The sequence below is a fragment of the Streptomyces sp. NBC_01478 genome (genome assembly GCF_036227225.1).
In the GTDB taxonomy this organism is placed as follows: Bacteria; Actinomycetota; Actinomycetes; order Streptomycetales; family Streptomycetaceae; genus Streptomyces.
In genome coordinates this window covers 9,400,998-9,414,282 of sequence record NZ_CP109444.1, presented here as the reverse complement: position 1 = coordinate 9,414,282, position 13,285 = coordinate 9,400,998, and the positions used below count along the sequence as shown (strand labels likewise).

15 protein-coding genes are annotated in these 13,285 nt (G+C 70.3%); 8 read left to right on the top strand and 7 right to left on the bottom strand.

Annotated features, from left to right (window positions below):
* Positions 1 to 75: 75 nt before the first annotated feature.
* Positions 76 to 399, top strand: a complete 324-nt coding sequence (locus OG223_RS42160; protein ID WP_329260852.1) for a putative quinol monooxygenase — start codon at positions 76 to 78, stop codon at positions 397 to 399.
* 65 nt (positions 400 to 464) lie between these two features.
* Here the strand turns inward: OG223_RS42160 and OG223_RS42155 are convergent, their stop codons facing one another.
* Entirely contained in the window at positions 465 to 1,484 is a 1,020-nt protein-coding gene (locus OG223_RS42155; RefSeq protein ID WP_329260850.1) for an NAD-dependent epimerase/dehydratase family protein, read from the bottom strand.
* Positions 1,485 to 1,618: 134 nt separating this feature from the next.
* Between OG223_RS42155 and OG223_RS42150 the strand changes: the two genes are divergently transcribed.
* The 3 genes from OG223_RS42150 to OG223_RS42140 all read left to right on the top strand — a co-directional run bounded on the left by OG223_RS42150 (position 1,619) and on the right by OG223_RS42140 (position 3,063).
* Complete coding sequence (locus OG223_RS42150; RefSeq protein ID WP_329260848.1) at positions 1,619 to 2,188, top strand: TetR/AcrR family transcriptional regulator; 570 nt, start codon at positions 1,619 to 1,621, stop codon at positions 2,186 to 2,188.
* Between the two features lie 201 nt (positions 2,189 to 2,389).
* Positions 2,390 to 2,569: an MmyB family transcriptional regulator gene (locus tag OG223_RS54025; RefSeq protein WP_443073795.1), complete on the top strand. Its 180-nt coding sequence runs from the start codon at positions 2,390 to 2,392 to the stop codon at positions 2,567 to 2,569.
* Positions 2,566 to 3,063, top strand: coding sequence for an NUDIX hydrolase (locus OG223_RS42140; protein ID WP_329260843.1), 498 nt, complete (start codon positions 2,566 to 2,568; stop codon positions 3,061 to 3,063). The genes OG223_RS54025 and OG223_RS42140 overlap by 4 nt, the downstream gene beginning before the upstream one ends.
* Positions 3,064 to 3,585: 522 nt before the next feature.
* Here the strand turns inward: OG223_RS42140 and OG223_RS42135 are convergent.
* On the bottom strand, positions 3,586 to 3,786 hold the full coding sequence (locus OG223_RS42135; RefSeq protein WP_329260841.1) for a DUF2191 domain-containing protein: 201 nt from the start codon (positions 3,784 to 3,786) through the stop codon (positions 3,586 to 3,588).
* A gap of 164 nt (positions 3,787 to 3,950) precedes the next feature.
* Here OG223_RS42135 and OG223_RS42130 point away from each other — a divergent pair, with 164 nt between their 5' ends.
* A complete protein-coding gene (locus OG223_RS42130) occupies positions 3,951 to 4,697 on the top strand; it encodes an SIR2 family NAD-dependent protein deacylase (RefSeq protein WP_329260838.1) in 747 nt (248 codons plus the stop codon).
* A 52-nt stretch (positions 4,698 to 4,749) separates the two neighbouring features.
* On the opposite strand, the gene OG223_RS42125 is transcribed toward OG223_RS42130, so the two are convergent.
* Both OG223_RS42125 and OG223_RS42120 read right to left on the bottom strand, forming a co-directional pair.
* Entirely contained in the window at positions 4,750 to 5,235 is a 486-nt protein-coding gene (locus OG223_RS42125; protein ID WP_329260835.1) for a methylated-DNA--[protein]-cysteine S-methyltransferase, read from the bottom strand.
* 22 nt (positions 5,236 to 5,257) lie between these two features.
* Complete coding sequence (locus OG223_RS42120) at positions 5,258 to 6,724, bottom strand: AlkA N-terminal domain-containing protein (protein WP_329265762.1); 1,467 nt, start codon at positions 6,722 to 6,724, stop codon at positions 5,258 to 5,260.
* Positions 6,725 to 6,906: 182 nt separating this feature from the next.
* On the opposite strand from OG223_RS42120, the gene OG223_RS42115 reads away from it, so the two are divergent.
* Both OG223_RS42115 and OG223_RS42110 read left to right on the top strand, forming a co-directional pair.
* Positions 6,907 to 8,193, top strand: a complete 1,287-nt coding sequence (locus tag OG223_RS42115) for an aminotransferase class I/II-fold pyridoxal phosphate-dependent enzyme (RefSeq protein ID WP_329260832.1) — start codon at positions 6,907 to 6,909, stop codon at positions 8,191 to 8,193.
* Between the two features lie 112 nt (positions 8,194 to 8,305).
* Positions 8,306 to 8,692 carry a luciferase domain-containing protein gene (locus OG223_RS42110; RefSeq protein ID WP_043678676.1) on the top strand — a complete coding sequence of 129 codons (387 nt, stop codon included), beginning with the start codon at positions 8,306 to 8,308 and terminating at the stop codon, positions 8,690 to 8,692.
* Positions 8,693 to 8,723: 31 nt separating this feature from the next.
* Here OG223_RS42110 and ppk2 read toward each other — a convergent pair whose 3' ends face one another.
* The 3 genes from ppk2 to OG223_RS42095 form a co-directional block, all read right to left on the bottom strand.
* Positions 8,724 to 9,614, bottom strand: a complete 891-nt coding sequence (gene ppk2, locus OG223_RS42105) for a polyphosphate kinase 2 (protein WP_329260828.1) — start codon at positions 9,612 to 9,614, stop codon at positions 8,724 to 8,726.
* Positions 9,615 to 9,684: 70 nt separating this feature from the next.
* Entirely contained in the window at positions 9,685 to 9,918 is a 234-nt protein-coding gene (locus OG223_RS42100; protein ID WP_329260826.1) for a hypothetical protein, read from the bottom strand.
* 17 nt (positions 9,919 to 9,935) lie between these two features.
* On the bottom strand, positions 9,936 to 11,090 hold the full coding sequence (locus tag OG223_RS42095) for an inorganic phosphate transporter (RefSeq protein ID WP_329260824.1): 1,155 nt from the start codon (positions 11,088 to 11,090) through the stop codon (positions 9,936 to 9,938).
* A gap of 292 nt (positions 11,091 to 11,382) precedes the next feature.
* Here OG223_RS42095 and OG223_RS42090 point away from each other — a divergent pair, with 292 nt between their 5' ends.
* Positions 11,383 to 13,242 (top strand): M1 family aminopeptidase, encoded by a 1,860-nt coding sequence (locus OG223_RS42090; protein ID WP_329260821.1) that lies wholly within the window; start codon positions 11,383 to 11,385, stop codon positions 13,240 to 13,242.
* Positions 13,243 to 13,285 lie beyond the last annotated feature (43 nt).

Sequence of the window (13,285 nt, the reverse complement as noted above, 5' to 3'; positions counted from 1 at the left end):
CTCCTGAGTCCGAACGGCGTCGTTGTGCGCCGTTCGGAGTCAGAACGACGCTGTTCGAAATCAGGAGGAGCCGGCATGACCACCACGTCGAACCACTACGTCACCGTGCTGTGGGAAGCCCGGGCCAAAACCGGGAAGGAAGCCGAGATGAGGGCGTTCATGACAGCCGCCGTCACCGCGTCACGCCACGACGCGGGCAACATCGACTACGAGGCCCACCAGGTCGAGGGAGAACCGGGCGCGTTCGTCGTCTTCGAGCGCTGGGAGAGCCGCGAGGCCCTCGACGGCCACCTGGGGGCACCCCGCATGCAGGACCTGGTGCCCCGACTGCTGGAGCTGATGGACGGCACGATCGAGGACGGGATCCGCTTCCTGCGGCCGTTCCGCCCGGCACGGTAGGCCGCCCCGGAGCACGGCGGTCGCGATCGCCCTCCCCCGCACTCGATGCCTGTTGCCGTTCGTTCTCAGACAGCCCCCTGCGCGATGAGGCTCCGGGCGCAGTCGAGGACGGCTTCCCGGGCCGGGCGTGGTTCCCAGCCGAGGACGCGGCGCGCCTTCTCGGTGCTGTGGCGGTTGCGGCGGCCGAGCGCGGGGGCGATCTCGCGCAGGGACGGGTCCCGGAAGCGGGCGGCGAGGCGGACCGCGAAATCCGGGAGGCGGCGCGTGGAGACGGTACGGCCGTGCTCGCCGAGGCCCTCGCGCAGGGTGCGGGCGATGTCCTCCATCCACACGAACTCCCCGGTGGCCAGGAAGCGTTGACCGGCGGCCTCCGGTGAGGTCATCGCGCGGATGTGGACGTCGACCAGGTCCCGGACGTCGACGACTTCGAGGCCGATGCGCGGGACGCCGGGCATCCTGCCGGTCACCATGCGCGCGATGATGCCGACGGAACCCAGGTTCGCGGTGGTGAGGACCGGCCCGAAGACCGCGCCGGGAAGCACGGTCGTCAGCTCGGTCGTCCCGTCGTAGCCGCTCATGAAGTCCCATGCGGCGCGCTCGGCGAGGGTCTTCGAGCGGCGGTAGGGGATCAGGGTCGGGTCGTCCGGATCGGTCCACAGCTCCTCGTCGGTGACGCCTTCGGAGGCGTACGACGAGGGGCTCGCGGCGTTCGCCGCCGAGGTCAGCACCACGCGTCGTACGCCCGCCTCGGTGGCCGCGCGCAGGACGCGCAGGGCGCCGTCGCGGGCCGCCGCGATCAGGGCGTCGGGGTCGTCCGAGGCGGCGCCGAGCGGGGAGGCGACGTGCAGGACGCGGTCGACGCCCTTGACGGCGGCCTCCCAGCCCTCGTCGGCGGTGAGGTCGGCGACGGCGAAGCTCAGCCGGCCGGCGGGGTCGACGACGGTCGCGACGGCGTCGGTGACCGCGCGCTCCTTGCCCGGGGTGCGGACGGTCGTACGGACGTCGTAGCCGCGGCGCAGCAGTTCGGCGATGCACCAGCCTGCGATGTAGCCGCTGCCTCCGGTGACCAGGACGAGTTCGGGCATGACGGAGCTCCCTGCGGTGTCGGACGGGGATGTGCCAGAATGGAGAGCGAAACGGAGGCCCCTCCGGTACATCTCCCAACGTACCGGAGGGCCCTCCGCTTAGCAATCCGACACCGGACGGACGACCCACGAACGTGAACCCGAAACCGACCCGCCGAGACGCCCTCGACAACCGGGAGCGCATCCTGGCCGTCGCCCGCGAGGCCGTCGCCGCGTCGAGCGGTGTGTCGAACGGTGTGTCCCTCACCGCGATCGCCAAGGAGGCGGGCGTCGGCATCGGGACGCTGTACCGCCACTTCCCCACCCGGGAGGCGCTGATCCTGGAGCTGTACCGGCACGACATACAGCACCTGATCGACCGCGCGCCCGTGCTGCTCACGGAGCATCCGCCGCTGGTGGCGCTACGGCGCTGGTTCGACGAGGTCGCCCACTACGGGCGGCTCAAGTACGGCGTGGCCGAGGTGATCCACGCGGCGACCGACGGGGGCGCCGACGACGAGTACCTCGCGCCCTTCGTGGCCGCGATCGACGTACTCCTGAAGGCCGGGGCCGCCGACGGTTCACTCAAGCCGGGCATCGACCCGGAGGACGTGCTGCTTCAGCTCAGCGTGCTGTGGCGGATCGATCCGACGCGACCGGGAGCGGAGGCGCGGGCCGGGCGGATCCTGGACCTCGTCGTCGACGGACTCCGCACGACTCCGTAAGGGGCGTGTCCCCGGCGGGCTCAGGACGCCTCCGTAAGGGCCGTGTCCCCTGCGGGTTCAGGACACCTCCGTGAGGGCCCTGTCGTCGAACGTCTGCGCCGTCACGCCGGACGCCCGTAGCACCAGCCTGTCCCGCAACCCGTCCGCGAAGATCGGGGGGTCCATGGCGCCGGGTTCGACGAGGGTGACCTTGACGCCCTGGTGGCGAAGTTCCGTTCCTCCGTGCGCCGTTACCGCCACCCCCGCGCGGGTGACATTGAGGTGTCGTTCGTACGGCTCGCGGTGCAGGAGGGGGCCTGGCTGAGCCTGATCTGTCACTTCCCGGAGCCGGGCAGTGAGTCGGCAAGGCGGACGCGCGGGCTGGTTACCCTTCCTGAATGACCACCACGCCAGACTTCGCCACGTACCTCGCGGGTCTCCCCCGCATCCTCGCCGGGGCCGCCGCGCTCTTCCGTGACACCGAGGGCCGGGTCCTGCTCGTCGAGCCCAACTACCGTGAGGGCTGGGCCCTTCCGGGCGGCACGATCGAGTCGGACGACGGCGAGACCCCACGCCAGGGCGCACGCCGCGAGACCTTGGAGGAGATCGGCCTCGACATCGAACTCGGCCCCCTGCTCGCCGTCGACTGGGTCTACCACGGCCCGGACTACCCGCCGTTGGTGGCCTACCTCTACGACGGCGGAATCCTCACCGCCAACGACCTCAAGTCGATCCGCCTCCAGGAGGAGGAACTACTGTCCTGGCGCCTCGTCGCGCGCGAGGACCTCACGGAGTACCTGCACGGTTCGCTGGGCCTCCGGGTACTGGTCGCGCTCGATGTGCTGGAGGAAGGGGCGGGGACGGCGGAGTTGGAGAACGGGCGGCGGGCCGGCTGACGTTGGGCGGAATGACTCGGGGGGCGGCTGACGCCGGACGGGCGGCTCGGGGTGGGCAAGGCAGATGACGCTGGGCGGGGCCGGGCGGAGCTCCAAGGGCGGGTCCGCCAGCGAGGGACGGCGGCGGAGTCGAGTCTGCTTACGCCAGGCGGGACGCTGGGGGCGAATCGGCTGGCGCCGGACAGAAGGCCCGGGGCGAGCGAGATCGTTGACGCTGGGCGGAGGACCGGGGCGCGTCGGCCGACGTCGGGCTGGACGTTGCGGGCGAGTCGGCTGACACCAGGCGGAAGGCCAGGACCGCCGCAGCCGATGACCACTCGGCGGCGGACGGCGGACGGCGGACGGCCGGCGGCTGGCGAGGCCGCCTGGTCGACGCCGAGCAGATGGCCGCGGAGCGGGCAGTTGGGTAACACCGTTGACCGCTGGGCGAGTTGGACCGCACCAGCCGACCGGCCACGCGAGCTTCAGCCCTCGCCCTCCCGGCGTTTCACATCCACCTCACCCAACGCGTCGTCGCGGAGTTCAGCCCTCGACCTCCCGAGGTTTCACATCCACCTCACGCAACGCGTCGTCGCGGGCCTCGGCCCTGGCCTCCGTGCGGTGGCCGCGCTCGATGTAGTCGCGGACGACGAGTTCGACGGCGTCCTGCGGGTTGCCCACGCCCGCGAGGACCATGACTTCCACGACGAGCGCTGCGTCGAGCGAGACGTTCACCTTGGCCATGAGCGGACGTTAACACCCGTCTCCGCGCCTCGAACATCCCTGAATATCCCCGAACATCTCTGAATATTTCGCCGGCCAGGGGCGACTCCCCTCATGGCCGGCCCTTCCCCCGGTGCCGCGATATCCACTCGCCGCCCCGACCCCACCCACCTACCCTCAGCTGCATGAGCAAGCCTCTTGTCGCCCTTCTCAGCGGGGCGGGTATCTCCACCGACTCCGGCATCCCCGACTACCGCGGCCCCAACGGCCTCTGGCGGCGCGATCCCGAGGCCGAGAAGCTCGTGACGTACGAGTACTACATGGGCGACCCGGAGATCCGGCGCCGGTCCTGGCAGATGCGGCGCAAGAACCGCACGCTCCAGGCCGAGCCCAACGCCGCGCACCGGGCCGTCGTCGAGCTGGAGAAGTCCGGCGTACCCGTGCGGGTCATCACGCAGAACGTGGACGGGCTGCACCAGCTCGCCGGCCTCCCTGCCCGCAAGGTGCTCGAACTGCACGGCACCGCAAGGGAGTTCGTGTGCACTGGGTGCCATGTACGGGGGCCGATGGCGGACGCCCTCGCCCGCGTCGACGCCGGTGAGGACGATCCCGCCTGCCTGGAGTGCGGCGGGATCCTGAAGTCGGCGACCGTCTTCTTCGGTGAGCGGCTCGACCCGGTCGTCCTCGGCGAGGCCGTCGCCATCACCAAGGCCTGTCAGGTGTTCGTCGCCGTCGGGAGCAGTCTCCAGGTGCAGCCCGCCGCCGGGCTCGCCGGTGTCGCCGCCGATTACGGGGCACGGCTGGTCATCGTCAACGCCGAGCCGACTCCCTACGACGACCGCGCCGACGAGGTCGTACGGGAGCCGATCGGGACCGCCCTGCCGGAGCTTCTGCGCACCCTGCGGAACAGCAAGGACAGCAAGGACAGCTAGGAAAGGTAGGACAGCTAGGACAGCCGGTACGGCGCCGTCTCGGCCAGGGCGCCTAGAACAGCGCCGCCCCGCTCTCGAAGTCCAGCAGCCGCTGCTTGCGGTCGAGCCCGCCGCCGTAACCCGTGAGACTGCCGTTCGCGCCGACGACCCGGTGGCAGGGGACGATGATCCCGATGGGGTTCTTGCCGTTGGCGAGGCCCACCGCGCGGGAGGCGCCCGGGTTGCCGAGGGCGTCGGCGAGGTCGCCGTAGGAGCGGGTCTCGCCGTAGGGGATGCGGCGGAGCTGGTCCCAGACCGTGAGTTGGAACGGGGTTCCGTGCAGGCGCAGTTCGAGGGTGAACTCCTTCAACTCGCCCTCGAAATAGGCCTGTAGCTCGTCGATCGCGGAGGAGAAGGGTGTGTCGTCCCGGGGGCCGAAGTGCTCCTGCGGTGGGCGGTGGCGTTGGTCGGTCATGTAGAGGCCGCAGAGGGCGCCGTCCTCGTCGGCCACGAGGGTCAGCGGGCCGTACGGACTGTCGGTCACGGTGTGCTGTTTCATGCTCTCGGCTTCCTTGAACGGCTTACACGGGAAGGAAGTTGATCGGGTGACTGTCCGTCGCCCACAGGTACTGGACCGCGTACGCCCGCCACGGCCGCCACGCCGCCGCGCGCGCCGTGAGGGCGGCCGGGGTCGACGGGAGGCCCAACTCCTGGGCGGCGCGGCGGATTCCGAGGTCGGTGGGGAGGAACGCGTCGGGGTCGCCGAGGGCGCGCATGGCGATGACGTCGGCCGTCCAGGGGCCGAAGCCGGGGAGGGAGAGGAGCTGGGCGCGGGTTTCCGCCCAGTCGCTCTCCACTCCCAAGTGGAGCGTGCCGTCGGCAAGTTGGGCCACCAGAGTGGTGAACGTGGTGCGGCGGGTGTTCGGCATCGCCAGGGTTTCCGGGTTCACCGCCGCGAGTGACTCCGGGGACGGGAAGAGGTGGGTCAGGCCGCCCTCGGGGTCGTCGACCGGCTCGCCGTGCGCGGTGACCAGGCGGGCCGCGTGGGTGCGGGCCGCCGCCGTGGAGACCTGCTGGCCGAGGACGGCCCGTACGGCGAACTCCGCCTCGTCGACCGTGCGCGGCACGCGCCGGCCCGGGGCCTTGTCCACCAGTGGCGCCAGCACCGGATCCGTACGCAGTTGGTCGTCCACCGCGACCGGATCGGCGTCCAGGTCGAGCATGCGGCGGCAACGGCTGATCGCCACGGGCAGGTCGCGCAGGTCGCTGAGGGTGAGGCGGCAGGCGATGTGGTCGGACCGGGGAGTGAGGGACGCGATGCCGTGGCCGTAGGGGAGGCGGAGGGTCCGGCGGTACGCGTCGGCCCGCCACTCCTCCACGCCCGGTACGGCGGTCGCCGCCAGGTGGCCGAAGAGGTTGTCGGGGTTGAGGGGGGCGCGGAACGGCAGGCGGAGCGTGAGCGTGCCGGGGGTCAACACGGTTGTCTTCGGGCGCCTGTTGCGCAGCTCGCTCGGGGACAGGGCGAAGACCTCGCGCACGGTGTCGTTGAAGGTGCGGATCGAGGAGAAGCCGGCGGCGAAGGCGATCTCCGCCATCGGGAGCGCGGTCGTCTCGATCAACAGCCTTGCCGTCTGGGCTCGTTGGGCACGGGCCAACGCGAGGGGGCCGGCGCCGAGTTCGGCGAGGAGCTGGCGTTCGATCTGCCGGGTGCTGTAGCCGAGGCGGGCGGCGAGGCCGGGGACGCCCTCGCGGTCCACGGTTCCGTCGGCGATCAGGCGCATCGCGCGGGCCACCAGGTCGGCCCGCTGGTTCCACTCCGGGGAGCCGGGGCTGGTGTCCGGGCGGCAGCGCTTGCAGGCCCGGAAACCCGCCTGCTGGCAAGCCGCCGCGCTCGGGTAGAACGTCATGTTCTCCGGCTTGGGCGGGACGACCGGGCAGCTCGGCCGGCAGTAGATGCGGGTGGTCAGGACGGCCGTGAAGAACCAGCCGTCGAAGCGCGCGTCCTTCGACTGGACCGCGCGCACACAACGCTCCGTGTCGGTGTGCATCCCGTTCTGCATACGTCCAGCATCCGGCACCGGACGGGCCGGGGCTGGCGGGAATCCGACATCAACCTTGTGTGGCCTGGTCAGGCACGGATCACCGTATCTCCGCGGGAAGCGGAAAGCGTAAGGGGCGCGGACGGGTATGCGTTTGTGGTGCGACCCGCGGCTTTGTAGCGTCGACCTCCGTGACCCCTCCCTCACCCGCGCACAGCGCCGACTCCCTCCCGGCCCGCCTCGACACGGCCCGGAGCGACTACGAAGCCCTCCTCACGAAGAAGCTGTCCCTCGACCTGACCCGCGGCAAGCCCTCCGCCCGGCAGCTCGACCTGTCCGCCGAACTCCTCACGCTGCCCGCCGGCCGCTACACCTCCGCCGACGGCACGGACTGCCGCAACTACGGTGGCGCGGACGGGCTGTCGGAGCTCCGGCAGATCTTCGCCGGGTTCCTCCAGGTGCCGGCCGGGCAGTTGCTCGCCGTGGGCAACTCCAGCCTGGAGCTGATGCACGACTGCCTGGTGCACGCGCTGCTCGGCACGCTGCCGGGGGCGGCGCGCCGCTGGGCGGACGAGGAGCGGATCGCGTTCCTGTGCCCGGTCCCCGGCTACGACCGGCACTTCGCGCTGTGCCAGCGCTTCGGCATCGACATGATCCCGGTGCCGATGACCGCCGAGGGCCCCGACATGGCCGTGGTGGAGCGGCTGGTCGCCGAGAACCCGGCGGTCAAGGGCATCTGGTGCGTACCCAAGTACAGCAATCCGGACGGGACTTGCTACAGCGACGAGGTCGTACGACGGCTCGCCGCCATGCCGGCCGCGGCGCCCGACTTCCGGATCTTCTGGGACAACGCGTACGCCGTGCACCACCTCACCGACGAAGAGGTGGAGATCGCCGACCTGTTGGCCGCCTGCGCCGAGCACGGGCACCCGGACCGGGCCTTCGTCTTCGGGTCCACCTCGAAGATCACGCTGGCCGGTGCGGGCGTGGGCTTCTTCGGTTCGTCCCCGGCCAACGTGGCCTGGCTGCGCAACTGCAGCGCCAAGCGCTCGATCGGGCCCGACAAGATCAACCAACTGCGGCACGCGATGTTCCTGCGCGACGCCGACGGGGTGCGGGCCCATATGCGCAAGCACCGTGAGCTGCTGCGGCCCAAGTTCGACACCGTGCTGCGCATCCTCACCGAGCGGCTCGGCGACACCGGCCTCGCGACCTGGTCCACGCCCAGGGGCGGCTACTTCATCACCCTCGACGTGCTCGACGGGTGCGCCGGCGAGGTGGTGCGCCGCGCGGCCGACGCCGGGCTCGCGCTGACACCGGCGGGCGCCACGCATCCGTACGGCGACGACCCCAGGGACCGGACGATCCGGATCGCCCCCTCCTTCCCGGACGCCTCGGAGATCGAGGAGATCATCGAGGGAGTGGCGACCTGCGTGCGGCTGGTGGGGTACGAAAAGCTTGCGGCTGAGGGGAGTTGACCCGTTTCGCGCACCGCACACCCCACACCCTCAAGGTGTGCGGTACCTCACGCCCCGGTTACAAATCGCTCAACCTCTGGTTGCGAAGCGGTGAGCAGTCCACGATGGGCACATGACCCTGGCCGAGCGAGCCATGCAGCGACTGGAAGGCTGGCGCGACCTCAGCGCGGTCCCGGCCAGTTGCGGCACGGGGCGGGCGCTGCGGTCCGCCCACAGCGAGATCGTGCATTTCCACTCCGACCACGATGTGGACCTGCATCTCACGGTCGGGGCCATCCTCCGCTTCCACCACGATCTCAGCGAGTCGACCGCGATCCGGATCATCCCGGGCTCCCGCTGGGTGACCGTCCACCTGGACTGCGAGACGGACGTCGACCTGCTGCTGAGCCTGGTCAGCGTCGCCCTCAAGGCACACGCGGGCGGGCCCCCGTCCGGGAGCCCGCCCATGACCGGCTGCAACTTCCACCGGGTGACACTCGTGCCGCGCGACGGCGACTAGGGCCTGGCCCCGACCCCGAAGGACCACGCCCCTAGAACACCGCCGCCGTGTCGTCCTCCCCCGCCTCCAGCAACGTGGCCGCCTCGCCCACGATGCGCGGGTCGGGGCTGCCGACGACCTCGTCGTCCTTGTCGGCGTAGTCGAAGCGGGCCAGCACGCTGCGCATGGCCTCGACGCGGGCCCGCTTCTTGTCGTTGCTCTTCACCACGGTCCAGGGCGCGTGTTCCGTGTCGGTCTCCCGGAACATGGCGACCTTGGCGGCCGTGTAGTCGTCCCAGCGGTCCAGCGAGGCCAGATCCATCGGGCTGAGCTTCCACTGCCGTACGGGATCCACCTGGCGGATCGTGAAACGGGTGCGCTGTTCACCTTGTGAGACGGAGAACCAGAACTTGATCAGGTCGATGCCGTCGTCCGCCAGCATCCGCTCGAACAGCGGGGCCTGGCGCATGAAACGGCGGTATTCGTCGTCCGAGCAGAACCCCATCACGCGCTCCACGCCCGCCCGGTTGTACCAGGACCGGTCGAACAGCACGATCTCGCCCGCGGTCGGCAGATGCTGGACGTAGCGCTGGAAGTACCACTGACCGCTCTCGCGCTCGCTCGGCTTCTCCAGGGCGACCACGCGGGCGCCGCGCGGGTTCAGGTGCTCGGTGAACCGTTTGATCGTGCCGCCCTTGCCGGCCGCGTCCCGCCCCTCGCAGACGATGACGAGCCGGCGCCCGGTCTCCTTGATCCAGCGTTGCAGCTTCAGCAGTTCTATCTGCTGGAGCCGCTTGTGCCAGTCGTACTCCCTGCGCTCCATGCGCTGTTCGTACGGGTAGTTCTCCCGCCAGGTGTCTACCGTGCTGCCGTCGGGCCGCACCAGCACCGGGTCGTCGGCGTCGGTGTAGTCGACCCGCAGCCCACTCAGCAGTTCGGTCATCCCGGCCTCCTCTCAAGGGGGTTCAGTGGCTCAGAGGTGATCGGTGGTGATCCGTGGTGATCGGTCGCGCTCAGTGGAACTGCGGCACGATCAGGTAGATGCCGTATGCCACGACAGCCGCACACGCGAGAAAGCACAACCCCGCCTGCGTCAAACCCAGGGCATGTGTGCCGCCGTCCACTTCGCGGGCGGCCTCGACCCGGGCGAGGCCCAGGATGCCCAGCGCGAAGATGACGACCACACCGACGGTCACGCCGATGCTCACCGCGGCGACCTCGCCGAGAGCGTTCCAGTCCAGGCTCATCGCTCAACTCCCTTGACTCAGGCGGCCGTACGGACGTCGGTGGACGCGCCGCCACGGATGGAGACCTCGTGGGTCTCGTTGACGTTGTCCGCGTGCACGGGGTTGCGGCGCGAGGCGATCACGATGGATCCGGCCACGGCGGCGGCGATCAGCGCGATCAGGGCCGTACCGAGGTTGCCGCCGTGCTTGACGACGCTCGCGGACAGACCGCCGACCGCGGCGGCCGCCGGCAGGGTGACCAGCCAGGCGATGACCATGCGGCCGGCCGTGCCCCAGCGCACCTCGGCAAGACGCCTGCCCAGTCCCGCGCCGAGGATGCCGCCGGAGCAGACCTGCGTGGTGGACAGCGCGAAGCCCAGGTGGGCGGAGGTGAGGATGACGGTCGTGGAGGCGGCCTCGGCCGCGAAGCCCTGCGGGGACTGGATGTCGGTGAGGCCCTTGCCCATCGTGCGGATGATGCGCCAGCCGCCGATGTAGGTGCCCAGGCCGATCGCGAGTCCCGCCGGGGCGATCACCCACACCGGCGGACCGGCGTCGTGGCCGAGCGCGCCCACGGAGATCAGGGTCAGGGTGATGACGCCCATCGTCTTCTGGGCGTCGTTCGTGCCGTGCGCGAGGGAGACCAGCGAGGCCGAGGCGATCTGGCCGAGCCGGAAGCCCTTGGTGACCGAGTCCTTGCGGGCCCGGGCGGTGATCTTGTAGGCCAGGTAGGTGGCGAGGAGAGCGGCGATTCCGGCCACGAGCGGGGAGGCGACCGCGGGGATCAGGATCTTCTCCACGACCTTGTCGAAGTGGACCCCGTTGGAGCCCGCGCCGACCCAGACGGCACCGATCAGGCCACCGAAGAGCGCGTGCGAGGAGCTGGACGGGAGCCCGAGCAGCCAGGTCAGGAGGTTCCAGAGGATCGCCCCGACGAGCCCCGCGAAGATCATCCCCGGAGTGACCAGGGTGTCGTCGACGATGCCGCCGGAGATCGTCTTGGCGACTTCCGTGGACAGGAAGGCGCCGACGAGGTTGAGAGCCCCACTGATCAGAACCGCCGTTTTGGGCTTCAGCGCCCCGGTGGCGATGGACGTCGCCATCGCGTTGGCGGTGTCGTGGAATCCGTTGGTGAAGTCGAAGGCCAAGGCCGTGACGATGACGACCGCCACGAGGAACGTGATGTGGTCCATCGCTCGATGGAAGCAATCGAAGGCGTACATTCGGCCAACCGGAGGCCAAATCGAGGCATGGCCCGGTCAACGTGGGCATGCACACGGCTGCCTCCGCCCGCTCGCCGCACCTTCCTCCACTCCATGCGCACACTTCCTTCTTTTTATGGCATGGCCCGGTCAAATCTGCGAAGCTTCCCCCGCGATCACGCAACAGCTACGCGCGTTCCCGCGGCCGCCCACCGGAACACCCAGTCCGGCCGGGCGGCCACCGAGCAGGCCGGAATCCCGGCCGCCGTATAAGGAGTTCCGTGTGAGATCGACCCCCCACAAAACCCTCGCCGCCGGCGTCTTCGCCGTCGCCGCGGTGGCCGCCCTCTCGCTCCCCGTCACCCCGGCCGCCGCCGCGCAGTCCGCGGCTCCCGTGGCCGCCGCCTGCGCCCCGGCGCAGGTGGTCACCAATGGCGGCTTCGAGAGCGGCACCTCGTCCTGGACCCAGTCCTCGACGACCGTCATCACCAGCCGCACCGGCCAGAGCGCCCACGGCGGCACCAGCTTCGCCTGGCTGGACGGCACCGGCGGCACGCACACCGACACGCTCTCCCAGAGCGTGACGATCCCGTCCGGCTGCGCCAGTGCCACGCTCACCTTCTGGCTGCACATCGACACCGCCGAGACGACCTCGTCGACCGCGTACGACAAGCTCACGGCGAAGATCGGCAGCACGACGCTGGCGACCTACTCGAACCTGAACAAGGCCACCGGCTACGTCCAGAAGTCGTTCGACGTGTCGGCGTTCGTCGGCCAGACCGTGAGCCTCGCCTTCTCCGGCGTCGAGGACTCCAGCCTCCAGACGAGCTTCGTCGTGGACGACATCGCCCTCAACACCTCGGGCGACACGGCCCCGCCGGCCGACTCGACGCGCACGCCGGCCGCCCCGGCGTACACCGTGAGCCTGAGCAGCAACACCGCCGGCACGGTCTGGACCGGCCACGAGAGCACGACCTTCACCAACGCCTCGGCGACCCCGCTGACCGAGGTGTACCTGCGGCTGTGGGACAACTACCACGGCACCTGCTCCGCGCCGCCGATCACGGTCACCAATGTCACCGGCGGCACCGCGGGCGCCCTCTCGGTCGCCTGCACGGCCCTCCAGATCGCGCTGCCGACCCCGCTCGCGCAGGGTCAATCGACCACCATCGGCTTCGACTTGGGGATCACCGTCCCGAGCGGCGCCGACCGGTTCGGCTACGACGGCGCGTTCAGCATGATCGGCAACGCGCTGCCGGTCCTCGCGGTCAAGGACGGCTCGGGCTGGCACCTGGACCCGTACACGAACAACGGCGAGTCCTTCTACTCCCTGGCCGCCGACTTCAAGGTGACCCTGGACCACCCGACCACCCTGCTGGTCCCGGCCACCGGCGCCTCGGTCGACACCCCCGGCACCAGCGGCCGTACGGTCACCACGGCCACCGCGTCCAAGGTCCGCGACTTCGCGTGGGCGGCGGGCCCGTTCGCCAAGATCTCGGGGACGTCGACGGCGGGCACCCCGATCAACATCTACTCGGTCACCGGCATCAGTTCGGCCAACGCCCAGTCGATGCTCACCACCGCCAAGTCCGCGGTCGACGCCCACGCCGGCCGCTTCGGGGCCTACCCGTACGGCGAGTTGGACGCCGTCATCGACAACAACTTCTGGTTCGGCGGCATGGAGTACCCCGGCTTCGTCCTCGACCTGGTCAGCACCACGGCCCTCACCCATGAGATCGGCCACCAGTGGTTCTACGGCATCGTCGGCGACGACGAGTACAACAACCCGTGGCTGGACGAGGCGTTCACCGACTACGCCACCGACCTGGCCCAGGGCCTGACCGGCACCAACTGCTGGAACAACGTCTCCTGGGCCTCCACGGCGGAGAACATCACCAACTCGATGGCCTACTGGGACGCCCACTCGTCCCGCTACTCCACCGTCGTCTACGGCTACGGCAAGTGCGCCCTGCACGACCTGCGCCGCACCCTCGGTGACACCGTGATGGCCAAACTCCTGAAGGACTACGCCACTTCGCACTGGTACGGCGTCTCGACCACGGCCGAGTTCAAGGCGGCGGCCCAGGCCGCGACGACCACGGACCTGACCTCGTTCTGGACGACGCACCGCATCATCGGCTGACGGAAGGGGAGTTGGCGGTGCAGTCCGGTATCGCACCGCCAAC